Source organism: Mycobacterium sp. NGS56 (assembly GCF_059812425.1).
This window is the reverse complement of the sequence record NZ_JCALCQ010000003.1, coordinates 157,946-180,756: the sequence shown is the minus strand read 5'-3', so window position 1 is coordinate 180,756 and position 22,811 is coordinate 157,946. Positions and strand designations below refer to the sequence as shown.

The window sequence follows — 22,811 nt, the reverse complement described above, 5'->3', positions numbered from 1 at the left end:
AGCTCATTCGCCCCCACGGTTGTGCGCCACTTCACAACAAAGTCTTGACTGGTTCCAGATAAGTGCGCCATATTGGTGGCGTGTCATCGACGGCCGATTACGCGGACAGGTTGAGGATGGCCGATCTGCGGGTGACCCGGCCCAGGGTTGCCGTGCTCGAAGCCGTCGCCGCCAATCCGCACGCCGACACCGAGACGATCTTCTCGGCCGTGCGGGTCGGCCTGCCAGACGTTTCGCGCCAAGCCGTGTATGACGTGCTCAATGCGCTGACCACCGCGGGTCTGGTTCGGCGCATCCAGCCGTTGGGCATGGTCGCCCGTTACGAATCGCGCGTCGGTGACAACCATCACCACGTCGTGTGCCGGTCCTGCGGGATCATCGCCGACGTCGACTGTGCCGTCGGTGACGCGCCCTGCCTCACCCCGTCCGACGACAACAACGTTCTAGATGGCTTCGTTCTCGACGAGGCCGAGGTCATCTACTGGGGCCTGTGCCTCGACTGTTCGACTGCAGGTTCCTAATCGCAGCCCAACCAACCCTCCATCTGGAAAGGAATGCTGTGTCCTCCGATATCTCCCAAGGCCGTCCGCCGCACGACGACAGCAAGACGGCTAGTGCCAGCGAAAGCGAAAACCCGGCGATCCCATCGCCGGAGCCGAAAGGGCATGCGCCCCTTACCAACCGCGACTGGTGGCCCGACCAGATCGACATATCGACGCTGCACCCGAACAATCCTCAGGCGAGCCCGTTCGGCCAAGACTTCGACTACGCCGAGGAGTTCGCCAAGCTCGACGTCGAGGCGCTCAAGCGCGACCTGTTCTCGGTGATGACCACCTCACAGGACTGGTGGCCCGCCGACTACGGCCATTACGGCGGCCTGTTCATCCGCATGAGCTGGCACGCCGCTGGTACCTACCGCATCTTCGATGGTCGCGGCGGTGGCGGGCAGGGCCTGCAGCGCTTCGCCCCGCTCAACAGCTGGCCGGACAACGCGAGCCTGGACAAGGCACGCCGGTTGCTCTGGCCGGTCAAGAAGAAATACGGCAACAAGATCTCCTGGGCGGACCTGATCATCTTCGCCGGCAACTGTGCCCTGGAGTCGATGGGGTTCAAGACGTTTGGGTTCGGCTTCGGCCGTGAGGACGTGTGGGCGCCCGAAGAGATCCTTTGGGGTGAGGAGGACACCTGGTTGGGCACCGACAAGCGCTACTCCGGTGAGCGCGACCTCGCCCAGCCCTATGGTGCGACCACCATGGGTCTGATCTACGTCAACCCCGAAGGACCCGAAGGCAAACCGGATCCTGTCGCTGCCGCGATCGACATCCGCGAGACTTTCGGCCGGATGGCGATGAATGACGAGGAAACGGCCGCGCTCATCGTCGGGGGCCACAGCTTCGGCAAGACCCACGGCGCCGGCGACGCCGAGCTGGTGGGTCCCGAGCCGGAGGCCGCGCCGATCGAACAGCAGGGGCTTGGGTGGAAGAGCTCGTATGGCACCGGCAAAGGCAAGGACGCGATCACCAGCGGCCTGGAGGTCGTCTGGACGCCGACGCCGACGAAGTGGGACAACACGTTCCTGGAGACGCTGTACGGCTACGAGTGGGAGCTGACCAAGAGCCCGGCCGGGGCCTGGCAGTACACCGCCAAGGACGGCGCCGGTGCGGGCACCATCCCGGATCCGTTCGACGGGCCGGGGCGTGCTCCGACGATGCTGGTAACCGACATCTCGTTGCGCGAGTCGCCGATCTACCACGACATCACGCGGCGCTGGCTGGACCACCCCGAGGAGCTGGCCGATGCCTTCGCCAAGGCCTGGTACAAGCTGCTGCACCGCGACATGGGCCCCATCACCCGCTACCTCGGGCCGTGGGTTGCCGAACCGCAGCTGTGGCAGGACCCCGTCCCGGCCGTCGACCACGAACTGGTCGATGAGAACGACATCGCCGCGCTGAAGAGCAAGGTGCTCGGATCGGGGCTGTCCGTCCCGCAGTTGGTCAAGACGGCATGGTCGGCGGCATCCAGCTACCGGCGCACTGACAAACGGGGTGGGGCGAACGGGGCGCGGGTGCGTCTCGAGCCGCAGCGCAGCTGGGAGGTCAACGAGCCTTCCGAGCTGGACAAGGTGCTGCCCGTGCTGGAGAAGATCCAGCAGGACTTCAACGCCTCGGCTTCCGGCGGCAAGAAGATCTCGCTGGCCGACCTGATCGTGCTGGCCGGCTCGGCGGCGGTCGAGAAGGCGGCCAAGGACGCCGGCTACGAGATCTCGGTGCACTTTGCGCCCGGCCGAACCGACGCCACGCAGGAGAACACCGACGTGGAGTCGTTCGCGGTGCTCGAACCGCGGGCCGATGGGTTCCGCAACTACATCCGTCCCGGCGAGAAGGCACCGCTCGAGCAGTTGCTGCAGGAGCGGGCCTACCTGCTGGGGGTGTCGGGCCCGGAGATGACCGTGCTGGTGGGTGGTCTGCGCGCCCTCGGAGCTAACCACGGCGGCAGCAAGCACGGCGTGTTCACCGACCGGCCGGGCGCGTTGACCAACGACTTCTTCGTCAACCTGCTCGACATGGGCACCGAGTGGAAGGCGTCGGAGACGGCCGAGAACGTCTACGAGGGCCACGACCGGGCCTCCGGCGCGGTGAAGTGGACCGCGACCGCGAACGACCTTGTCTTCGGGTCGAACTCGGTGCTGCGCGCATTGGCCGAGGTCTATGCCCAGGACGATGCGCACGGCAAGTTCGTCGAGGACTTCGTCGCGGCGTGGGTCAAGGTGATGAACGCCGACCGGTTCGACCTCAAATGACGTTCGGATAGGAAGCGGCGTCCCGCGGGCCATCGGCTCGCGGGGCGCCGTCTTGTTTGGACCGCTCGTCGTTGCTCGACACATAAACCACGCATTTGACAATGCCCCGCAAGCGGGCGCACTGGTTTATGTCTCGGTGCAGCGGAGAGGGCTTCGCGCCCGGGTCAGCGGTCGAGATCCCATTGCCCGAAGTCGGCGGCGAGGACATCGTCGACATCGACATTGATGCCGCCTAGTAGCGGTCCCGGATTTCCCGGGCTGTTGACTATTGTCTGGTAGAGCACCGCCGCGGGTTCGCGATCGCCGTGCGACCAGGACCTCGTCTGCCACACCCACCGGTGTCCGGCGCTGGTGGAGGGCCCGACGACGCCGTCTCTGATCGCCCACCCGCACACCTGGGCATCCCCGTAGATGCCGGTGCGGCCCACGCCCAACACAGAGTTGATCCCCCGGAACCATTGCACTGCAAGGCTATTCCACGTATTGGCGTCGATGTCGTCGTCGACGCTGAAAAAGATGGGAGCCGAGTTGGGGCCTCCCGCCGCGGAGTGCAGCTGCATGGCGGTACGAGCGTCGGCCACGCCGCCGTCATAGCCGCGCGTGAGGTCCGAGGGATCCGGCCAGCCGGGCTTGCCGTATTGGAAGTTGCTGACGATGTGCAGCCCGGCCGCGCGCAGCGCGTCGGCGTAGTCCTTTGTCAGCGGTTTGGCCTCGAAGTTGGCGCCCGGCCGTGACTGCGATACGTAATTCACCACGCCGTCATAGCCGGCCGACTTGATCTCGTCGGGGGCGATCCTGCGTTCGGCGAAATCGATCAGCTTCAGGCCGGCGGCCGACGCTTTGGGGATCCCGGGAATCGGGGCCAGCGCACCCAGGCTCAGCAGGCCCGGCGCCAAGGCATAGGCGCCGGTGTACTTGAGGACGTCGCGCCGAGAAGGCGATCGCTGATCACCGCGTCCACCCCGTCCGGCCGCATCCCGCACCGCGCGATGGTAACAAAAGCCCGTGGCTCCTTCGGCCGATCCTTGCCGGTTATCTCCGGTAACGCCGGGCGCCGCGCATCGGAATCGCCGGTCGAGAAGTCAGCGGCCACCGGCCAGTGGCATGATCTTCGCGTGTCGGACATTCGGGCAATCGCTTCTGCGTGGAGCGGCGGATTTCCGGCTCGTTGCGCTCGATTAGGTGATCGAACTATAGTCTGGACACATGTCCAATTTGCTGTCACGGAGTTCGGGAGCCCGTTGACCGCGATGGATTCGGCGCCATTCCGCGGTCAATTTCCAGCAAAGAAGAGTTGAGTATGCGAATTGCCCTGCTGTCCTACCGTAGTAAGACCCATTGCGGCGGACAGGGCGTCTACGTGCGCCATCTCAGCCACGGCTTGGTGGAACTCGGCCACGACGTTGAGGTGTTCTCCGGACAGCCGTATCCCGATCTGCTCGATCCGCGAGTCCGGCTCACCGAGGTGCCCAGCCTTGATCTCTATCGGGAACCGGACCCATTCCGGGTACCGCGGCCCAGCGAAATTCGAGACTCCATCGACCTCTTGGAACTGCTCACCACCTGGACCGCGGGCTTTCCCGAACCACGGACGTTCACGATGCGGACGGCGCGGTTACTCGCCCAGCGGACAACGGATTTCGACGTCGTCCACGACAACCAGAGCCTGGGCGCCGGACTGCTCAGTATCGCCGAGGCAGGACTTCCCGTCGTGGCCACCGTGCACCACCCGATCACCCGCGATCGGGTGTTGGACCTGGCCGCCGCGCGATGGTGGCGAAAGCCGTTGGTGCGCCGTTGGTATGGGTTCTTGGAGATGCAGCAAGAGGTGGCCCGGCACATCCCCGACCTGTTGACGGTGTCGTCATCGTCGGCGTCGGACATCATCGCCGACTTCGGCGTCGCACCGGAGCAACTTCATGTGGTGCCGCTGGGGGTCAACACCGAGCTGTTCAAACCGGGAACCGGCCCACGCGAGCCCGGCCGCATCATCGCGATCGCCAGCGCCGATACACCGCTGAAGGGCGTCCGCACCCTGCTGCAAGCGGTCGCGCGACTGCGCACCGTCCGGGACCTGGAGTTGCGGTTGGTCGCCAAGGTCGAACCGAATGGCCCGACCCACAAGCTCATCGCCGAACTCGGGATCTCCGACATCGTCCACATCACCAGCGGGCTGTCCGACGCCGAGCTGGCCGCCTTGTTCGCCTCCGCCGAGGTCGCCTGCATTCCCTCGCTCTACGAAGGGTTTTCGCTGCCTGCGGTGGAAGCCATGGCCAGCGGCACCCCCATCGTCGCCAGCCGGGTCGGCGCGCTGCCGGAAGTCCTTGGGACGGACGGTGCTTGCGCCGAGCTGGTGCCGCCCGCGGATGTGGATGCGCTGACCAGCGCGCTCGGTGAGCTCCTGGACTCTCCGGAAAAGCGCCGCAGCCTTGGCAAGGCGGGCCGCACCCGTGCCGTCAACGTCTTCAGCTGGGAAGCCGTGGCGGCTCAGACCGTGCGGGTCTACGAGCGTGCGATCGCACGCAACGCGCAGAGCGGAGCGCCATGCTGACAGTCGATTTCGACCGGCTCGGGGTTGGGCCTTCGACCAAGGTCATCGACGTCGGATGCGGGGCCGGCCGGCATGCGTTCGAAGCGTATCGTCGCGGCGCCGACGTCGTCGCCTTCGACCGCGATGAGGCCGAATTGCGTTCGGTGGACACGATCCTGCGCGCGATGGCCGAAACGGGCGAGGCGCCCGCCGAGGCGTCAGCCAAGGTCGTTGTCGGTGACGCGCTGAAGTTGCCCTACGCCGACCAGACGTTCGACTGCGTCATCGCGTCGGAGATCCTGGAGCACATTCCCCACGACGACGCGGCGATCGCCGAGCTCATCAGGGTGCTCAAAGTGGGTGGCACGCTCGCGGTCAGCGTGCCGCGGTGGCTGCCCGAGCAGCTGTGCTGGTTGCTATCCGACGAGTACCACAGCAACGAGGGCGGCCACGTCCGCATCTACCGGGCAAGCGAATTGCGCGGCAAGATCCTGGGCGGCGGAATGAAACTGACCCACACCCATCACGCCCACGCACTGCACTCTCCCTTTTGGTGGCTCAAATGCGCTGTAGGCGTGCAGAACACCGACCACCGTGCGGTGACCACCTACCACAGGCTGCTGGTGTGGGACCTGATGCAGCGGCCAAAGATCACCAAGCTGGCGGAGTCGCTGCTCAACCCGCTGGTGGGGAAAAGCATAGCCATGTACTTCGTCAAACCCCAGGAGGCGAAAAGCCGAGGCACTGAGAGGTATTCAGTTGCATCGGTCTAACCCGCCCGGCGTTCCGGGGGTCCTGACTCACGACCAATGCCGACAGACCGCGCTCTCCATCGCCGCCGCACAGGAACCATCGGGTGCCATCCCCTGGTTCGAAGGCGGGCACACCGATCCCTGGGACCACATCGAGTGCGCGATGGCACTCACCACTGCGGGACTGCTGGAGCCGGCGCGGGCGGCGTTCGATTGGAGCCGCCACACCCAGCGACCCGATGGCTCCTGGCCCATCCAGTTTCGCGCGGGCGTCATCGAAGACGCCAACAGCGACAGTAACTTCTGCGCCTACATCGGCGCCGGCGTGTGGCACCATGTGCTGGTTACCGGCGATGAGTCGTTTGCGGCGGAGATGTGGCCGGTGGTGCACAAGGCGATCGACTTCGTCATCGACATGCAAGTCGGCTATGGCGAGATCGGTTGGGCGCGAAGTGAAGCCGGTGTGTTGCCGGAAGCGCTGGTGACCGGGTGCTCGAGCATCTTTCACAGCATACGGTGTGCGCTCGCCCTGGCAGCTTTGGTCGACGACCCGCAGCCGGAGTGGGAATTGGCGCTGGGCCGCCTGGGGCACGCCCTCTCCGCGCACCCCGAGGCGTTCACCGAAAAGGACCGCTACTCGATGGACTGGTACTACCCCATTCTCGGCAGCGCCCTGCGCGGTCCGGCGGCGTCCACGCGCATCAAACAACGTTGGGATGCCTTCGTGGTCGACGGTTTGGGTATCCGGTGTGTCGACGATCGTCCGTGGGTGACCGGCGCCGAAACTTGCGAGCTGGTGATGGCGCTGGACGCCATCGGGCACCACGCAGATGCTCACCGGCAGTTCGCCGCGATGCAGCATCTTCGCGAAGACGACGGATCATATTGGACGGGACTGGTTTTCGCTGACGGTAAGCGCTGGCCTGAGGAGCGCACCACTTGGACGGGCGCGGCGATGATCCTGGCGGCGGACGCCCTGTCGAACACCACCGCTGGCGCGGGAATCTTCCGATGCCACGACCTGCCATTGGGCCTGCAAACCGATTTCGATTGCGAATGCGTCGCCACCGGCTCGGGCCGCTGACCCTCGCTAGATCTGTCCCCCCGGCCGGCCGCTGACACGTTCGAGCAGCCTCAGCGATCCGGTCGCTGATACCTCCTGGAACTGTCCGGAATCGAGTGCGCGACAGTAGATGTAATACGGTGGCCGCCCGCCGTCCTTCGGGTCCGGAAACACGTCGTGGATGGCCAGCGCCCCACCGGTGTCGACCCACTTGGCCCAGCCATCGAAGTCCTGGTTGGCGGCCGCTTCGCTGTGGCCGCCATCGATGAACAGGAACTGCAGCGGCGCGCGCCACGCCCGCGCCACGAGCGGTGACTTGCCGACGATCGCGACGACATGGTCGCCCAATTGGGCGGTATCGAGTGCACGACGAAACGTGGGCAGCGTGTCGAACAACCCGGTGACCTCATCCACCATCGACGCGTCGTGATATTCCCACCCGGGCTGGTGCTCCTCGGAACCGTGGTGGTGGTCGATCGTGAAGAGCACGCCGCCGGTTTGTTGCGCCGCCGCGCCCAGCAGCAGGGTGGATTTGCCGCAGTACGTGCCGATCTCGACGCCGACTCCGCCGCCGAGATACCGCAGGGCGGCGTCGTACAGCGCCCGCCCTTCGTCGGACGGCATGAAACCTTGTACCTGTTCGGCCAGCGCGAACAAGCGCTCGGGAGCAGTCGCGTCGACGTGGCTCATCAGCCGAACCTATCGCCTCGCTCGACGCCGCCGGCACGGTGGTCGGCGTTCGCGCTCAGCGATCACCCGCCATCGGTATACCGGCTGGCCAGCGCGGGGAGCGGGTTCGTTTTACCATCATCGTGTGCGCGCCTTGCTTATCCGCAAATTTGCTGGTGTCGGCCTCGCCGCGGTCATGGCCGCGGCCGCCTTGATGCTGCCCGCCGCGGCGTTCCCCCCGGGGACGCCGGGGGCGGTACCTTCCGCGGCGGCGGCGAACTGCCCGCCGATACAGATCGTGTTCGCCCGCGGCCGTAACGAATCGCCCGGGCCGGGTGTGCTGGGTAACGCGTTCATCAGCGATGTGCGCAGCAAGGTGAACAGGACAGTCGGCGTCTACGCCGTGCGATACCCGGCCGATACCGAGGTCGCCCAGGGCGCCAACGACATGAGCCACCACGTCCAGGACATGGTCAACAACTGCCCTGACACCCGCCTGGTGCTGGGCGGCTACTCGCTGGGCGCGGCGGTCACCGACGTCGTCCTGGCAGCGCCCATCGGCGCGTTCGGATTCGACAGCCCGCTACCGCCCGGCGTCGATCAGCACATCGCCGCCGTCGCATTGTTCGGCAACGGAAGCCAATGGGTGGGTCCGATCACCAACTTCAACCCGACCTACAACGACCGGACCATCGACTTGTGCCATGGCGCCGATCCCATCTGCAACCCCGCCGACCCGAACACCTGGAAGCAGAATTGGCCACAACACCTCGCGGGCGCCTACATCGACGCTGGCATGGCCAACCAGGCGGCGGACTTCGTCGCCAGCAGGCTCTGACCCACGTCGCCGCGGTCGCGCTACTTGGCTGGCGCACGGGCGGTGCTTCCCTCCGGCCAATAGGTAAGCCTGCAAACGGCTAGCGCATGCGCTAGCGAGTTCGCTGGGCGGAAAATGGTCGGCGGCCGGTCACTGCAGCGAACACGGCGCCGCAGCGGGAGATCTTACGATCGAAGCAATCTGCATTGTCATCGTGCCGCCAGCCGAGAGGAGTCGTAATGCCGCGTCTGAAGCCGATCCCGCGGGATGAGGTCAGCGACGAATTCACGCGAAAGATGTACGACTTCATGTTCGGCGATCGTGATCCGGTGGCCGACCCGGGCACTATCGGTGGTACTCCCGGCAACTGGTGGACAGTGATGGCGCACTCGCCCGCCGCCCTGCGCCATGCCGTGCGTGGCTTCCGCCTCTACCGCGAAGAGGTCTCCATCCGGGCCGATCACCGCGAGTTGGGCCAGATCCGGGCGGGCTGGGTGGTCGGCAGCCAGTTCGTCTTCTCGCAACACTGCAAGGCGTGCCGGTCGGCGGGATTATCCGAGGAGAAAATAGCGGCCATACCGTCCTGGGAGACCGCCGACTGTTTCGATCGCACCGAACGGCTGTTGCTGGCCTACGCGGATTGCCTTGCGGGCCAACATGGTCGGGTGCCCGAGCAGTTGTTCAATCAGTTGCGGGAAATCTTCACCGATACCGAGATCCTCGAATTCACCTACACCACCACCATGTACGTGATGCATGCAATCATGTCCCGAGCATTACGGCTGGAATTCGACGACGTCGACGACCCGATCGTCGAGGTTGACGATCCCGACGGCGGCGGTGTCCTCGACATCGGCGCCGCGACGTCCGGGCGGGACTGACGTCGGCGAGACGGACGGCGACTCGGAGCCGCCGCCTGGTGGTCCGGCCTGAGCTGCGCGTGCACACAGACGCGATGCCCTTGGACATCGGCGGCTGCGCACTAAAGTTACTCGGCAAGCGGTAGCACCGGAAAAATGTACTGAATCAGAACTCACCCGGCCCTCGCGGCCGGCAGGTGATTGGCGGCGCTACGGTTTATCGGCGCCTGGTGTGATAGAGATCAGCACAAATTCCGCCGGCCAATTCAGGCCGGAGTGTTGGTGCCCGAGTACGACTTGAAGTCGCGGACCATCGCAGTGACCGGGTTGCCCGATGCGGCGGCGCGCTGGCGAGCACGGAAAGAGGGATGGCGACGAACTGCGTCATTGCGCTCGCGCTCACGTCGCTGAGCTGCTTTCCACAGCGGATGGGACTGAAGGAAAATAACCGTGCCTTCTGATTTGTTCGCCACGATCGTCACTCCTCTCAGACCACCCGCAAAGCTACAACAGTGGTTATCGGATCGTGATTCCAGAATGCCCGTCGAATCCTGAGACCAAACCACCTGCCAAGATGAGAATTGGCCATGAATTTGCGCGCCTAATCCGTTGCCACTGCCATGCCGTCGTCCGTGCCGGTACGACCGCGATCCGAACCATAACGGCAGACCCCGACAAATTGCTGTTTTACCGTCATGCCCGGTTGGCTGCTAGGGTTCCTTGCTTATGCCGGAGATCGATCGCCGCCGCATGATTTTGACAACCGGGATAGGCGTGCTGGCAGCCGCGCTGCCAACCCCGACAGCCTGGGCCTACCCGTCCCGACAGGATGAGCCTGCCGGGCGGATACCGCCGCCCGCGGCGCCCAGCGGCCAGTCCGGTCACTACATCTTCGCCGATGAATTCGACGGTCCGGCCGGCTCGGCCCCCGATGCTTCCAAGTGGGCGGTCGCAAAAGCCCGCGAGACGATCAAGGATCCGACGTATTGGGAGCTGCCCGAGCACATCGGGCAGTACCGCGACGATCGCCGCAATGTGTTCGTCGATGGCAATTCCAACCTCGTCCTGCGCGCCGCCAAGGATGGGCCCACCTATTTCAGCGGCAAGGTGCAGAGCCTGTGGCGCGGCGGCGTAGGCCATACCTGGGAATCCCGGATCAAGCTGAACTGCCTCACCGCCGGCGCATGGCCTGCTTACTGGCTGGGCAACGACGACCAGGGTGAGATCGACGTCATGGAGTGGTACGGCAACGGCAACTGGCCGTCGGCCACCACCGTGCACGCCAAAGCCAACGGTGGCGAGTGGAAGACCCACAACATCGCGGTGGACAGCGCCTGGCACACCTGGCGCTGCCAGTGGGATGAGGCGGGTATCCGCTTCTGGAAGGACTACTCCGACGGTGCACAGCCGTACTTCGACGTGCCGGCGAGTTCGCTGCCGGATTGGCCGTTCAACGGAGCGGGCTACACGGTGTATCCCGTGTTCAACCTCGCGGTGGCCGGTTCCGGTGGCGGCGACCCCGGGGCAGGAAGTTACCCCGCCGACATGCTCATCGACTGGATACGCGTCTGGTAGGTGAGCGCGCGAGCGTCTAGGGGGTAAGCAGAGCAACCGCAGACGTGGGTATGCCGCCCGGACGGCGCAAATCCACGGGCAGCCAGGCAAGTGGGCGCATCCAGATGGGTAAGCGGTGGAGCCGGTTGGCGGCAACCAATAGCGATTCCACGTCGGCCGCTCGCCAGCCCAGGTCTTCGAAGAAGGCCAGCCCGTTGTCGGGTGCGAACTTGAATGGCGCGTTTTCTGAGATTCCGGCGACGTTCTTGTTGATCCTCTTCTTCAGGCCCGGAAAGGCGAAATCGAGCATCCACCACGCGACCTCGGGACGTTTGATCGCGTCCGAAAGCGCCGCGACGTCGGAGGGCTTCAGGTACATCGACAGCCCCTCGGTCAGCACGAAGGCCTTTGTCGCGCCGTCAAGCGCTTCGTTGAGGAAGGCGTCTCGGGCGTGCTGGTCGGCGAGGTCGACCGCTTTGCGAGTTAGCCGGCAGCGCGGGGTCTGATCGGCAAGTACTTCCGTCTTCTCCGCGAGCAGCTTGGGTAGGTCGGCCTCGAACCAGGTGAGATCGGACGGAAGGTCCAGGCGATACGGCCGGGCATCCAGGCCGGCGGCCAGATTCAGAACGCGGTCACAGCCGTGCGCGAGCGCGTCGGCGATCGCGTCGTCGATTTTCTTGGTGCGTGCGACCAGCCACCAACCACTGCGATCCGTCCACGGAACTTTTTCGACGATCGCTCGGCCCTGTTCACCGGCGAGGCGTTCCGCGAGTGGGTCACGGAACAGCGCGTCGGGCCGGGCCGACTCGGTCGCGCGGTGTAGCGCCGTCCACCGAGCCGTATCGGAAACATGGGTGATCGTGTGCCCTGGGCTAGACATACGTTGGGTTATAGCAGCACCGCCGCCGCCTTACTGACCGGCCCTGCCTCCCGCGAACCAGGCCTCCGCCACGGTGCGGGTCGCAGGCGGTGGAAGGACGGCATCCGGTGCGCCCAGGCGGCCGACTTTGACAGTCCACACCGGCGATGAGCGGTCGATGCAGGTTCCCGCGCCCTGGCTGGGCAGCCACAACACGGCCGGGTCGCTCCCGCCGCCGCGGCCGCATCCGTAGACGCCGACATACCCGTCGGCACGCCCGCCCCACGCGCCGCCGTTGCGCAGCAGGCAGCGCGTCCCGTCGTCAAGGGCGAGCGCGAACGGGTCCGGCTCGGCGGTCGCGTGCACGGGCGGAAGCTGGCGATCTAAGAGCACCCGGTGCATCTGCAGGTCCCACGGATTGTCCACGCACAGAAGGGATCCCGGTGTCGAGGGCCAGCAGGTGCCGGCTCCGGCCGCGCTCGGCGAACAGTAGTAGACGTTGTCGGCAACCGCCGACGGCGACGGTTCCGAGCAGTCGCTGGCCTGCGCTACGGTGCCCGGCCCGGATGCCACTTTGTAGCCGTTGATCGCTTCGCCGCCGGGCCCGACGGCCATTACGGTAATCACGGCGGTGGCCGGTGGATTGGCGAACGCGGTTCCGCGCTGCAGGAAAGCGGCCACCGCGATCATGGGAATCAATACGAGAACATGCCGCGACGTCTTCATCGAGCGCACCTCCGGTCGAGCGGGTCCCCTTTGTGCAGGGTAGAACGCCCGCGCGTGCTGGGGGTACGGTGCGCTAATTGACCGGACGAAACCGTCGCTTCCTGCTTCGCGGAACGACCTACCGGACGCATCGGCCAGGGCACTTTCGAACTGAGCCAGGGAGGCGATCCCCGATCTCGGCGACGGCGAGGCGCTCGTGCGCGTCGACCGGATTTCGCTCGACCCCACCAACCGCATGTGGATCATGCTGTTCGACGGCAAGAACGTCGGCACGCTGGTGGTCAAGATCTACTGACGCTCAACCGAATTCGAGTAGCGCATAGATCCCGCGGTAGGGCTTCAGCGGCGGGAACCGCCACAGCGCGGGGTACAGCGTTCCGAAGAACACGCCCCGCCCCGGAGGCATCGGCACATCGTGCACGGCGCGGATTCCGGGCGTGGTGTGCGCCCACTTCGCCAATTGCCGCACCGAGAGGCTGAACGGCATCGGCGGCACCCGGTAGCGCTTGGACGAACGCAGCCCCCTTCGCGCGATGCGCTTGACGATCGTCGGCGGTAGGTCGAAAAACATCTGGCCGCCGGGAAAGGCTTCGGCGCACCGGGCGATCAGTCCCAGCGCCTCGTGGGGCTGCAGGTACATCAACAGGCCTTCGGCGGTGATGAACATACCGTTGCCGGCGTCGACCTTGTCGATCCAGCCGTAGTCGAGGGCAGATTGTGCGAGATGGGTGATGCGCCCGGAACGCGGCAGCAGGTGCTGCCGAATTTTGACGACCGGAGGCAAGTCGACCGAGACCCAGGTGAATTCCGGGTCGGGCAGTGCGCGGTCCAGTCGCCAAAAGGACGTCTGGAAGCCTTCGGCGAGCGCGACGACGGTTGCCCGGGGGTGCGCGGTGAGGTAGTCGATCGCGCATCGGTCCACGGCCAGCGAGCGCAGCGCCATCTCCTGGCCCTTGCGTCCGAACTTTTCGAAGTCGAAGTCGATGGACTCGACGAGCCTGATCGCCATCGGGTCGTCGATGATCGGGTCCGGGTACCCGGCCTGGTATGCCCTTCCGTAGAGGGTGAGCAGCGCCGTTTCCGACACACCGGTCAGCTGCCCGGCATCCACGCGCGGGTCCTCTCGAGGATTCATCTCGCCAAACGTAGCCCGGCCGTGCCGGCTAGTCGGGCACGGACGCCGGATCGACGGCGACGCTGATCTCGTTGCGGCGCCGCATCGGTACCGTCCACGGTGGGTCGTAGAACCAGGCTTCGGGATCTCCGCACGGTTGAATCCCCCTGTCCCGCAATATGTTCAACAGCTGCCCCGTGCGAGCGGTGACGGCCTTGGGGCTGCGGTCGCCGCTGAATCGCAGCACCGCCACGGTCGCGGCCGACACAGTGACCAGACGGACTCGGTCATCGTTGGGCGCAGGAAGGGTCTCCATCGTCCACTTGGCGGGCATGAAAAACCGGATTGCCCAACCGCTCTCGGCACCGGCGGATTGGGCGACGGGTGCGGTCATCGCTATCCGCTCGCCGCCCCGGCCGGACTGCTGGCTGACCGGTGCCGTCATCGAGATTGATTGATCGCGCCGATTACCGCCGAAAATGTATCCCGCCAATCGCCGGAACCCTTCGTTGCGGGCGCGGTTCTCGTCGGCGTCGACAACCGTCTCGGCGGCGATCCGCGGACCGTAGCGGCGGATCTCGACGGTGTCGGTGAGGCGACGGCAGGTGTACTCGGGCTCCTCGGTGCCCACCCGGATGCCGCCCACCGCCAGGACGGACTCTGCAACCTGCTCGGCGAACCTGATCGGATTCATGATGGGCCCCTTCCTCGAGTCAAGCGGCCGGACGCGGCCCACCAACGGCAGCGGGGGTACACGCCAGAGCGGATACCCGCAAGATGCTGCGGTTCAAGGCCCGCGACGGGATCGGTCATGTGAATTGACCCACCCGCGTCCTAGTGCCGCAAGGGAGGCCATTCCCTGATATCGGTGTCACCCGACCCTTGTCTTCCGCTGCGAAACCGGGGTTGCGCAATCTGTCGTCGCGCCGCGGTTTTGGGATCGGTAGCCGGTTCGCGGGCCTGTACTTAGCCAACAACGACGCCAGCGTGGCGGCGCCCCACGAAAGGAAGACAGCAATGAACATCGTGCCGACCAGCATCCAAGAACAGATCAACCGCGTCGATAGGCAACGAAGCCGGTACATCGGGATCAGCACCGGCCTGCTTGCGGTCTGCAGCTTTTCCGGCTGATCTGGATCCTCTACATCGGGATGACGTTCGGCTGGTTATTCGGCGCGATGGATTGACCCTAGGCCGCACCGAGAAAGCTCACAGCTGAGCCCAGACCGACTTCGTCTTGAGGTAGATCTCGAGGCCCTCTTTGCCGAACTCGTGGCCCCAACCGGACTGCTTGTAGCCGCCGAACGGCACATCGTGGTCGAAGACCAGCTGGCAGTTGACCTGGACGCTGCCGGCCTGCAGTCGCCTCATGATCCGGTGGGCCCGGCCGAGGTTCTCCGTCCACGCCGTGGCCGCCAGGCCGTAGCTGGTGTCGTTGGCCAGGGCCACGGCCTCGTCCTCGTCGTCGAACGGCAGGATGGTGACCACCGGCCCGAAGATCTCCTGCTGGTACAGCCGCATGCTGGTGTCGACGTTGGTGAGCACCGTCGGGTGCACGAAGTAGCCCTTGCGGTCCAGGCGGTGGCCGCCGGTGACCACCTCGACACCGTCCTTCTTGCCCTCGTCGATGAAGCCCATGACCCGGGTCAGCTGCTTCTCGCTGATCAGCGGCCCACTGACGCAGCCCTCCTCGCTGGGGGCGCCCAGCTTGAACGAATTCGCCATCATCGCAATGCCTTCCACGACCCGGTCGTAGACGCCTCGCTGGGCGAAGATGCGCGACCCGCACACGCAGCCCTGGCCGGAATGCACGAAGATGCCCAGCGACGCCATCATGATGGCGTTGTCCAGGTTGGCGTCGTCGAAGATCAGCACCGGGGATTTCCCGCCGAGTTCCAACGTGACCTTCTTCAGGTTGTCCGCCGATGCCCGGACGATCTCCTTGCCCACCTCGGTCGAGCCGGTGAAGGCGACCTTCTGGACATCGGGGTGCGCGGTGATCGCGGCGCCCGCGGTGTGGCCGTAACCGGTCAGCAGGTTGACGACGCCCTCGGGCACGCCGGCCTCGTGGACGAGCCTGTCCAACAGCAGCGCCGAAAGCGGCGTCTCCTCGGCCGGCTTGACGAGCAGGCTGCCGCCGGCGGCCAGGGCCGGCGCGAGCTTGGCGCTGGCGTTGAAGATCGGGCCGTTCCACGGAAAGATCAGGCCCACCACGCCGTACGGCTCTTTGAGGGTGTAGGCGTGCATGTTGACGTACTTGTCGGTCGCGATTCCGTCGGTCTTCACGTCGTACGCAACACCATTGATCTTCGAACACCAACCGGCGTAGTAACGGAAGAACTCCGAACAGGTCGACATCTGTAATTGGGCCTGCAGCAACGGCATTCCCGTGTTGAGTGAGTCGAGCTGAGCGAACTCCTCGGCGTGTTCGTCGATCAGCTCCCCGATTCGCCACAAAATCTTGGCCCGTTCACGGCCCGGAAGCTCTGACCAGACGCCCGACTCGAAAGCCTCCTTCGCCCGTGTTACGGCGTCGTTGACCGCCTCTTGCCCGCAGTCGGTGAATTCGGTGATCGTCTCCTCGGTCGCGGGATCGATGACCGAGATGACGTCACCCGTTCCGGGACGCTTGCGAAGGTCGTCCAATACCGCCTGCACCGTCATCTGATCCCTTTCGTATCGCCAGTCGTGACGCCGGGCGCCTGATGCGCTCAGTGCTGAGCACTTGCTTAGCATTGTGCACACGGCTGGTCAAGCATCATCCGCTTAGCGCAGTTCTTGGATGCGAATGAGATTTCCCGCGGGATCGCGGACTGCGCAGTCGCGGAGCCCGTACGGCTGGTCGGTCGGCTCCTGGACGATGTCGACATCGCCGGCCTGCAGCCGTTCGAAGGTGCCATCGAGGTCCTTGGTGGCCAGCAGCAGCGTGGCGTAGCTGCCCTTGGCCATCATCTCGGCGATGGTGCGACGCTCATCGTCGGTGATGCCCGGGTTGGCGGCCGGCGGGTTCAAGACGATGGATGTGTCCGGCTGGTTCGGCGGGCCGACCGTGATCCAGCGCATCGTCCCCTTGCCGATGTCGAGACGAACTTCGAACCCGAGGACGTCGCGGTAAAAGGCAAGCGAAGATTCCGGGTCCTCGTGGGGAAGGAAGCTCGAGTGAATGGTGATGTCCATGCGGTCAGGCTAGGTGTGGTCCGAGGCAGACGCTTCTCGATTTCTGATCGGTCTCGTCACGTGTTTGGCCACGCATGGCGGCATTCCCGCCAGCGCGTCCGGCGATCGGCGGTACACGCTGGGCGGCACCCCGACCAATTCGGTGAATCGGGTGCTGAAGGTGCCCAACGACGAACACCCGACCGCGAAGCACACCTCGGTGACGCTCAGGTCGTCGCGCCGCAGCAGGGCCATCGCGCGCTCGATGCGTCGCGTCATCAGATAGGAATACGGCGATTCGCCGTAGGCGCGCCGGAATTCGCGGCTGAGGTGGCCGGCGGACATGTGCACGCCACGCGCGAGGGCTGCGACGTCCAACGGCTGGGTGTAGTCCCGGTCGATGCGGTCCCGCACGCGGCGCAACAGGGCCAGCGTGTGCAGACGCTGCGCCGCCGACTCGGATGTGCGGGTCACCTCGGATGCCGCCCCTACACGCCGACGAGCTCCGGGTGGAATTTCGCCGCCATGCGCCGAATTCCGTCGCGCCAGTCGACCGAGGTGCCGCCGATGAGTTCGTGCATCCGGTCGACCGTGGTGGGATTGCCGCGCAGCGCTTGTTCGCTCGGCTCGAAGATCGGCTCCGTGCCGACGAGCGAGCCGAGGTAGTCGCACCACTCCTGCAGGCTCACCGTCTGGTCGCCGCACCAGTTGACCGTGGTCGCCGGGATCGACGCGACCTCGAGGAGCTTGGGAATGGTCGCGATGATGTCGTCCTCGTGAATCGGGTTGTAGCGGGCGGGCTCACCGGGTGGGACGGGAATCGGGATGCCGCCCAGCATCATCTCCATGTGATAGAACGGCCATCCGCCGTTGTCGCCGTACGGGACGTTGAGGCGGGCGATCGTGGTGGGCATGCCAACGATGCGCGCCACTGATCGGGCGACCACCTCCCCGGCGATCTTGGAAATGGAATAGGTCGGAAACAGCGGCTTGTGGTTGTCGCCGAGGGCGGACCGCTCGCTGCGGGGGTCGTCGTCCGGCGGGTCATATACGGCGGCTGAGGAGCAGTGCAGAAAGGCCTTCGCGTTGCGGCAGTGGGCCATCAGCAGGCCGACCGACTCCGCGTTGGCCGCCAAATCTTTGTCCCAGCTTCCGCTCTTGGCCACCGCCAAGTTGAGGACATAGTCGAAATCTGTTGGCAGAGCAGTGAAGTCACCGACCGCCAGATTCACCTTCTCGCAATGAATCCCAGACTTCTCGAGGCTTTCTCGCGCGGCGGGATCGTTGAATCGGGCGATTCCCCAAACCTCGTTATCGGCGGCAAGGGCCCGGGCGATGGGGGTGGCAATTTGACCAGTTGGACCGGTGATCAGAATTTTTGAGCCGCGCATGCGCGCAATGGTAGCGAGGACCTGTCACCGTACCTAGATACGACGCCGCACCAATGGCGCCGGGTGGCTGACCGGCATTAGCGATTTAGAGCCCGGGCTGATCTTCGATGATGCCCAGCCAGATCTGCGCCACGTCGATGGCGACTTTCTCGCTGATGAAGGCGTGCTGGGTTCCGGTGTAGATGTCACGGAAGGCGCGCTCGAGCCGGCTGCCCTCACGGATCGAGCTGGTCCCGGCGACCAAATGCGCCCATTCGGCACAGCTACGGGCCGTGTCGGTGGCGTAGACGGCGGCCACCCGCATGTCGGCGCGTAGCGCCGGTGTCAGGTCCTCCCCGGACCCGACCGCCGCCTCGGCGCTGGTGAACGCGTCGAGGACCAAGAGGCGGGCCGCACGCCAGGCCGCGCGGTGATGCGCCAGGCCCTTCTGGAAGGTGGGGCGGCTGGCCAGCGACGCCATGTCGCTCATCCGAAACTTGGTCGCGGCCAGCTCTTGGACATCGTCGAGCATGCTCTTGGCCACCCCCAGCGCCCAAGACGCGTGCCCGGCGGCGGTCACCGGCATCAGTCCCATCCGGGTTGCCGGCGATGTCCCACGATAGGGCTGACGCACGAACAGTTCGAACGTGCGGCTCTCGGGAACGAACACGTCCTGAGCGCTGTAGTCGTAGGAACCGGTTCCCTTCAGCCCTTGCACGAACCAGCCGTCGTTGAAACTGATCTCCGCCCGCGGAATCAGGGCCACTCGCATTTCGGGCAAACCCTCACTGATCCAACGCATCTCGCCGTCATCCATCGGCAGGAAGCCGGCCGCAACGTATTCCGAGTGCCCGATGCCCGAACCGAAGTTCCATGCGCCGGTCACCCGGTAGCCGCCGTCGACGGCGGCGCCTTGTCCGTTGGGAAAGAACTGACCTCCCATGGCGACCCGGTTGTCATGCGCGGTAAACACTTCGGCGAAGCCTTCGTCGGGTAAGTACACCGCCGCGGCGAAGGACGATGGCAGATTGGCAATACCTACCCAACCGAATGACCCGTCTTGCCAAGCCATTTCGATCCAGGTCTCGATCATTTCGGTGAAGGACGGCTCGATACCGCCGGCAACGACCGGGTTGAATGCCGACATCAGCCCACTGGCCCACATCGCGTCGACGATTGCCGGGGTGAGGGTGCGCATCCGCTCGGATTCGGCGGCTTCGGCGCGCACCAGGTCGCGCATACCGCGAGCCAGTGCGACAACCCGGTCTGCTGTGTCGGCGATCGAGGTCATGAGGGTGACCGTATCAACCACTGAGGGCTTGAAGAATGGAAATCACGCGTCGTGCCATGTCGTTTACGGTGTGGTTGTGCGGTGGATCGTCGACGCCATGAATGTCATCGGAAGTCGTCCCGATGGCTGGTGGAAAGATCGCGACGGTGCAATGGTCAGATTGGTAAAAGGACTGGATCGATGGGCGTTGGGTCAAGGAGAAACGGTGACAGTGGTTTTTGAACGACCGCCGTCGGCGGCCGTCACTTCATCGGTGGTTGAGGTCGCGCACCCACCCAGGGCGGCCGCGAATTCGGCCGACGACGAGATCGTCCGGCTTGTCGCGGGCGACCCTGCCCCGCACGACATTCGGGTCGTGACATCCGACAGGGCGTTGACCGAGCGAGTGCGAAGCCTCGGGGCATCCGTCCAGCGCTCGGAAAGTTTCCGCGACCTGATCGATCCGCGGCACCGATGACCACCGGCAACCCGAGCGCCGCGCCCAACCGGGTCTGCGCCCTTGCGCACATCGACATCCCGATCATCCAGGCGCCGATGACTTACATCGCCGGCGCTCAGCTGGCCGCCGCGGTGTCGAATGCCGGTGGGCTGGGAATCATCGAGACCACCTCGGACCAGGGCCGAGCCGACCTGCGACGGGTGCGCGAGCTGACCGGCGGCGCCGTCGGGGCGAACATCGCGTTGCTGTTCAACCGTGACCCGGCGATGTTGGAATTGCTTGTCGCCAACAACGTTCGGTTCGTGACCACTTCGGCCGGGAGCCCGTCGGTGTTCACCGAACGTCTGCACGACGCGGGCATCACGGTGTTCCATGTGGTGGGCACCCTGGCCGCGGCCAAAAAGGCCGTCGACGCCGGCGTGGATGGGCTGGTGGTCGAGGGCGTCGAAGGAGGCGGATTCAAGAATCGGTTTGGCGCGTCCACCATGGTGCTGCTGCCGTTGGTGGCGGCCCACGTGGACATCCCGATCGTGGCCGCCGGTGGGATCTGCGACGCGCGCTCCATGGCGGCCGCTTTCGTTCTGGGCGCGGAAGCGGTGCAGATGGGCACCCGGCTGCTTGCGTCCGCGGACTCGCCGGTGCACGGCAACCTCAAGCAAGCGGTCGTCGACGCCGACGAGACCGGCACAGTGATGCTCCCCCTGGACGGCACCCGAATGATGCGCGTCATCCGCACCCCTGCCGCCGAGCGCCTCGACACCGCGATGTCTGCCGAAGATGGGGCCGCGGCACTACAACGCGTGCAACGGCTGTACTTCGACGGCGACCTGGGCGCCAGCGTCGCCAACACCGGTCAGGTGGCGGGCCGTATACAGGACTTGCCGCCCGCCGCCGACATCATCAAGGAGACGTGGCGAGGCTGCCGCGCGGTGCTGGCTGCCACGTCGAAGCAAGTGGGCGAGCCCTAGCTCGGGTTGGCTTCCACCCCGGACGGACAGTGCACTTCGGCGTGTCGGAAGCCGGTCTGCCTGGCATCGACGTCGACGACCGACTGTGCCGCGCCCTTTGCCTTGATGGTCGTCTTGCTGCTACAGGCGGTCGGCGCGACGGTGACCAAGAGCAGCATGCCCGCTGCCAGGTAGCCGGTGGTACCCACCACGGGCTAACACGGCACGGCGACGAAACCACAGATCAAGGTTGGCAAACCTGGTGCGCTGCAAACGCGCACCAAGCCGCCCGACGGAAAGAAATCAGCCCGCCGCCGCCAGCGCCGCGTCGTAGTTGGGCTCCTGCGCGATCTCGGGCACCAGTTCGGTGTAGGCGACGTTGCCGTCGGTGCCGATCACCACGATGGCCCGGGCGAGCAGTCCGGCCATTGGGCCGTCAGCGATTGTGACCCCGTAGTCATCGCCGAAGTTGTCGCGGAACGCCGACGCGCTCTTGACGTTCTCGATGCCCTCGGCGCCACAGAATCGCGCCTGCGCGAACGGCAGATCTTTTGACACGCACAACACCGACGCACCGCTCGCGGCGGCGCGCTCGTTGAAGGTCCGCACGCTGGCCGCGCACACCGGCGTGTCGATGGATGGAAAGATGTTGAGCACCAAGGGCTTACCGCTGAATTGCTCGCTGCTGACTGCGGCCAGATCGCCGCCGGTCAGACTGAAGGCCGGGGCTTTGGATCCGACGGCAGGCAGCTCGCCGACAGTATTGATCGGGTTTCCACGCAACGTTATCTGTGCCATGGGCAACAGTCTGCCAAGGCCGCCGTGGCCGTCATGGGGCAGGTCCCCATGTCCTGATTAGTGGGATACATGGCGTAGACGACACACCCCGGCGTGTCTAACACTTGATCCATGCCTCGCAAGGTGGTGATCGTCGGTTTCCCCGGCGTGCAGGCGCTCGATGTGGTGGGCCCTTATGACGTGTTCACCGGCGCATCGCTGTTGACGGGCGGCGGTTATGACGTCGCGATGGCCTCGGCGGGTGGGCAGCCGGTGCCGACGGCGACCGGGCTGGCGTTCGTGGCGACCCCGTTACCGGACCCGGATGACCCGATCGACACGGTCGTGCTGCCCGGCGGCGCCGGCGTCGACGCCGCCCGTTCCGACGCCGAGCTTCTCGCCTGGATCAAGTCCGTCGCCACACGTGCGCGGCGCATCGTGACGGTGTGCACCGGCGCGTTTCTCGCGGCCGAGGCGGGACTGCTGGACGGGCAACGGGTGACCACCCATTGGGCCTTCGCCGAGCGGTTGGCCGATGAATTCCCCGCCATCGACGTCGATGCCGACCCGATCTTCGTGCGGAGCTCGGACACCGTATGGACCGCCGCGGGTGTCACCGCCGGCATTGATCTCACGCTCGCGTTGATCGAGGACGACCACGGCACCGAACTCGCGCAGACGGTCGCGCGCTGGCTCGTGCTGTATCTGCGCCGACCGGGTGGGCAGACGCAGTTCGCGGCGCCGGTGTGGATGCCGCGGGCGAGGAGGGACTCGATCCGCGAGGTGCAGGAGACGATCGAGGCCGAGCCGGGCGGCCCGCACAGTATCGATGATCTGGCTCGCCGGGCCGCGATGAGCCCGCGCCACTTCACGAGGGTGTTCACCGCCGAAATCGGTGAGGCGCCGGGCCAATACGTCGAACGCATCCGCACCGAAGCCGCGCGCCGGCAATTAGAGGAGACCGACGACACCGTCGTCGCGATCGCCGCCCGGTGTGGCTTCGGCACGGCGGAAACCATGCGGCGCAATTTCCTTCGTCGCGTTGGTATTTCGCCCGACCAATACCGCAAGGCCTTCGCCTGATACC

The 22,811-nt window shown here is 65.6% G+C and carries 25 protein-coding genes; 11 read left to right on the top strand and 14 right to left on the bottom strand.

The features are described from left to right. Nucleotides 1-80: 80 nt before the first annotated feature. Both AC5Y4F_RS10990 and katG read left to right on the top strand, forming a co-directional pair. Entirely contained in the window at nt 81-521 is a 441-nt protein-coding gene (locus AC5Y4F_RS10990) for a Fur family transcriptional regulator (protein WP_499996660.1), read from the top strand. A gap of 38 nt (nt 522-559) precedes the next feature. Continuing rightward, nucleotides 560-2,800 carry a catalase/peroxidase HPI gene (gene katG, locus AC5Y4F_RS10985; RefSeq protein WP_067934229.1) on the top strand — a complete coding sequence of 747 codons (2,241 nt, stop codon included), beginning with the start codon at nt 560-562 and terminating at the stop codon, nt 2,798-2,800. A gap of 164 nt (nt 2,801-2,964) precedes the next feature. On the opposite strand, the gene AC5Y4F_RS10980 is transcribed toward katG, so the two are convergent. Then, nucleotides 2,965-3,783 (bottom strand): DUF1906 domain-containing protein, encoded by an 819-nt coding sequence (locus tag AC5Y4F_RS10980; protein ID WP_499996655.1) that lies wholly within the window; start codon nt 3,781-3,783, stop codon nt 2,965-2,967. A 317-nt stretch (nt 3,784-4,100) separates the two neighbouring features. On the opposite strand from AC5Y4F_RS10980, the gene manT reads away from it, so the two are divergent. Genes manT through mmpH form a run of 3 tightly spaced genes read left to right on the top strand, consistent with a single transcriptional unit; the run spans nt 4,101 to nt 7,166 of the window. Continuing rightward, entirely contained in the window at nt 4,101-5,351 is a 1,251-nt protein-coding gene (gene manT / locus AC5Y4F_RS10975; RefSeq protein ID WP_067934232.1) for an MMP alpha-(1->4)-mannosyltransferase, read from the top strand. Next, a complete protein-coding gene (locus AC5Y4F_RS10970; RefSeq protein WP_067934234.1) occupies nt 5,345-6,103 on the top strand; it encodes a class I SAM-dependent methyltransferase in 759 nt (252 codons plus the stop codon). Before manT ends, AC5Y4F_RS10970 begins: the two co-directional genes overlap by 7 nt. Continuing rightward, nucleotides 6,090-7,166, top strand: a complete 1,077-nt coding sequence (mmpH, locus tag AC5Y4F_RS10965; RefSeq protein ID WP_499996648.1) for an MMP endo-(1,4)-3-O-methyl-alpha-D-mannosidase — start codon at nt 6,090-6,092, stop codon at nt 7,164-7,166. The genes AC5Y4F_RS10970 and mmpH overlap by 14 nt, the downstream gene beginning before the upstream one ends. A gap of 6 nt (nt 7,167-7,172) precedes the next feature. On the opposite strand, the gene AC5Y4F_RS10960 is transcribed toward mmpH, so the two are convergent. Then, nucleotides 7,173-7,835: a class I SAM-dependent methyltransferase gene (locus AC5Y4F_RS10960; protein ID WP_067934237.1), complete on the bottom strand. Its 663-nt coding sequence runs from the start codon at nt 7,833-7,835 to the stop codon at nt 7,173-7,175. 124 nt (nt 7,836-7,959) lie between these two features. Between AC5Y4F_RS10960 and AC5Y4F_RS10955 the strand changes: the two genes are divergently transcribed. Beyond that, on the top strand, nt 7,960-8,652 hold the full coding sequence (locus AC5Y4F_RS10955; RefSeq protein ID WP_067934239.1) for a cutinase family protein: 693 nt from the start codon (nt 7,960-7,962) through the stop codon (nt 8,650-8,652). A 218-nt stretch (nt 8,653-8,870) separates the two neighbouring features. Next, nucleotides 8,871-9,512, top strand: a complete 642-nt coding sequence (locus AC5Y4F_RS10950; protein ID WP_067934241.1) for a carboxymuconolactone decarboxylase family protein — start codon at nt 8,871-8,873, stop codon at nt 9,510-9,512. 245 nt (nt 9,513-9,757) lie between these two features. Here AC5Y4F_RS10950 and AC5Y4F_RS10945 read toward each other — a convergent pair whose 3' ends face one another. After that, nucleotides 9,758-9,964 carry a hypothetical protein gene (locus AC5Y4F_RS10945; protein ID WP_156750043.1) on the bottom strand — a complete coding sequence of 69 codons (207 nt, stop codon included), beginning with the start codon at nt 9,962-9,964 and terminating at the stop codon, nt 9,758-9,760. 253 nt (nt 9,965-10,217) lie between these two features. On the opposite strand from AC5Y4F_RS10945, the gene AC5Y4F_RS10940 reads away from it, so the two are divergent. Then, on the top strand, nt 10,218-11,066 hold the full coding sequence (locus AC5Y4F_RS10940) for a glycoside hydrolase family 16 protein (RefSeq protein WP_067934242.1): 849 nt from the start codon (nt 10,218-10,220) through the stop codon (nt 11,064-11,066). A gap of 16 nt (nt 11,067-11,082) precedes the next feature. On the opposite strand, the gene AC5Y4F_RS10935 is transcribed toward AC5Y4F_RS10940, so the two are convergent. The 9 genes from AC5Y4F_RS10935 to AC5Y4F_RS10895 form a co-directional block, all read right to left on the bottom strand. Continuing rightward, entirely contained in the window at nt 11,083-11,925 is an 843-nt protein-coding gene (locus tag AC5Y4F_RS10935; protein WP_499996639.1) for a class I SAM-dependent methyltransferase, read from the bottom strand. 30 nt (nt 11,926-11,955) lie between these two features. Then, nucleotides 11,956-12,630: a hypothetical protein gene (locus AC5Y4F_RS10930; RefSeq protein ID WP_499996637.1), complete on the bottom strand. Its 675-nt coding sequence runs from the start codon at nt 12,628-12,630 to the stop codon at nt 11,956-11,958. A 298-nt stretch (nt 12,631-12,928) separates the two neighbouring features. Next, nucleotides 12,929-13,765, bottom strand: a complete 837-nt coding sequence (locus AC5Y4F_RS10925; protein ID WP_499996636.1) for a class I SAM-dependent methyltransferase — start codon at nt 13,763-13,765, stop codon at nt 12,929-12,931. 28 nt (nt 13,766-13,793) lie between these two features. Then, complete coding sequence (locus tag AC5Y4F_RS10920) at nt 13,794-14,438, bottom strand: SOUL family heme-binding protein (protein WP_499996635.1); 645 nt, start codon at nt 14,436-14,438, stop codon at nt 13,794-13,796. A 515-nt stretch (nt 14,439-14,953) separates the two neighbouring features. Then, nucleotides 14,954-16,408: an aldehyde dehydrogenase family protein gene (locus AC5Y4F_RS10915; RefSeq protein WP_067934249.1), complete on the bottom strand. Its 1,455-nt coding sequence runs from the start codon at nt 16,406-16,408 to the stop codon at nt 14,954-14,956. A gap of 102 nt (nt 16,409-16,510) precedes the next feature. Continuing rightward, nucleotides 16,511-16,921 (bottom strand): VOC family protein, encoded by a 411-nt coding sequence (locus tag AC5Y4F_RS10910; protein ID WP_067934251.1) that lies wholly within the window; start codon nt 16,919-16,921, stop codon nt 16,511-16,513. A 9-nt stretch (nt 16,922-16,930) separates the two neighbouring features. Next, nucleotides 16,931-17,374 (bottom strand): helix-turn-helix transcriptional regulator, encoded by a 444-nt coding sequence (locus AC5Y4F_RS10905; protein ID WP_067934252.1) that lies wholly within the window; start codon nt 17,372-17,374, stop codon nt 16,931-16,933. 14 nt (nt 17,375-17,388) lie between these two features. Further along, entirely contained in the window at nt 17,389-18,291 is a 903-nt protein-coding gene (locus AC5Y4F_RS10900) for an NAD-dependent epimerase/dehydratase family protein (RefSeq protein ID WP_067934254.1), read from the bottom strand. 85 nt (nt 18,292-18,376) lie between these two features. Continuing rightward, nucleotides 18,377-19,561, bottom strand: a complete 1,185-nt coding sequence (locus AC5Y4F_RS10895) for an acyl-CoA dehydrogenase family protein (protein WP_067934256.1) — start codon at nt 19,559-19,561, stop codon at nt 18,377-18,379. A 76-nt stretch (nt 19,562-19,637) separates the two neighbouring features. On the opposite strand from AC5Y4F_RS10895, the gene AC5Y4F_RS10890 reads away from it, so the two are divergent. Beyond that, nucleotides 19,638-20,018, top strand: coding sequence for an NYN domain-containing protein (locus AC5Y4F_RS10890; protein WP_067934384.1), 381 nt, complete (start codon nt 19,638-19,640; stop codon nt 20,016-20,018). Beyond that, nucleotides 20,015-20,968, top strand: a complete 954-nt coding sequence (locus tag AC5Y4F_RS10885) for an NAD(P)H-dependent flavin oxidoreductase (RefSeq protein WP_067934258.1) — start codon at nt 20,015-20,017, stop codon at nt 20,966-20,968. Before AC5Y4F_RS10890 ends, AC5Y4F_RS10885 begins: the two co-directional genes overlap by 4 nt. Here the strand turns inward: AC5Y4F_RS10885 and AC5Y4F_RS10880 are convergent. Together AC5Y4F_RS10880 and tpx are read right to left on the bottom strand one after the other, a co-directional pair. Then, nucleotides 20,965-21,159 carry a hypothetical protein gene (locus AC5Y4F_RS10880; protein WP_067934260.1) on the bottom strand — a complete coding sequence of 65 codons (195 nt, stop codon included), beginning with the start codon at nt 21,157-21,159 and terminating at the stop codon, nt 20,965-20,967. The two genes, AC5Y4F_RS10885 and AC5Y4F_RS10880, sit on opposite strands and share 4 nt — an antisense overlap. Nucleotides 21,160-21,250: 91 nt before the next feature. Then, nucleotides 21,251-21,745 (bottom strand): thiol peroxidase, encoded by a 495-nt coding sequence (gene tpx / locus AC5Y4F_RS10875; protein ID WP_067934262.1) that lies wholly within the window; start codon nt 21,743-21,745, stop codon nt 21,251-21,253. 111 nt (nt 21,746-21,856) lie between these two features. Here tpx and AC5Y4F_RS10870 point away from each other — a divergent pair, with 111 nt between their 5' ends. Beyond that, on the top strand, nt 21,857-22,807 hold the full coding sequence (locus AC5Y4F_RS10870; protein WP_067934263.1) for a GlxA family transcriptional regulator: 951 nt from the start codon (nt 21,857-21,859) through the stop codon (nt 22,805-22,807). The last annotated feature ends 4 nt before the right edge of the window (nt 22,808-22,811 follow it).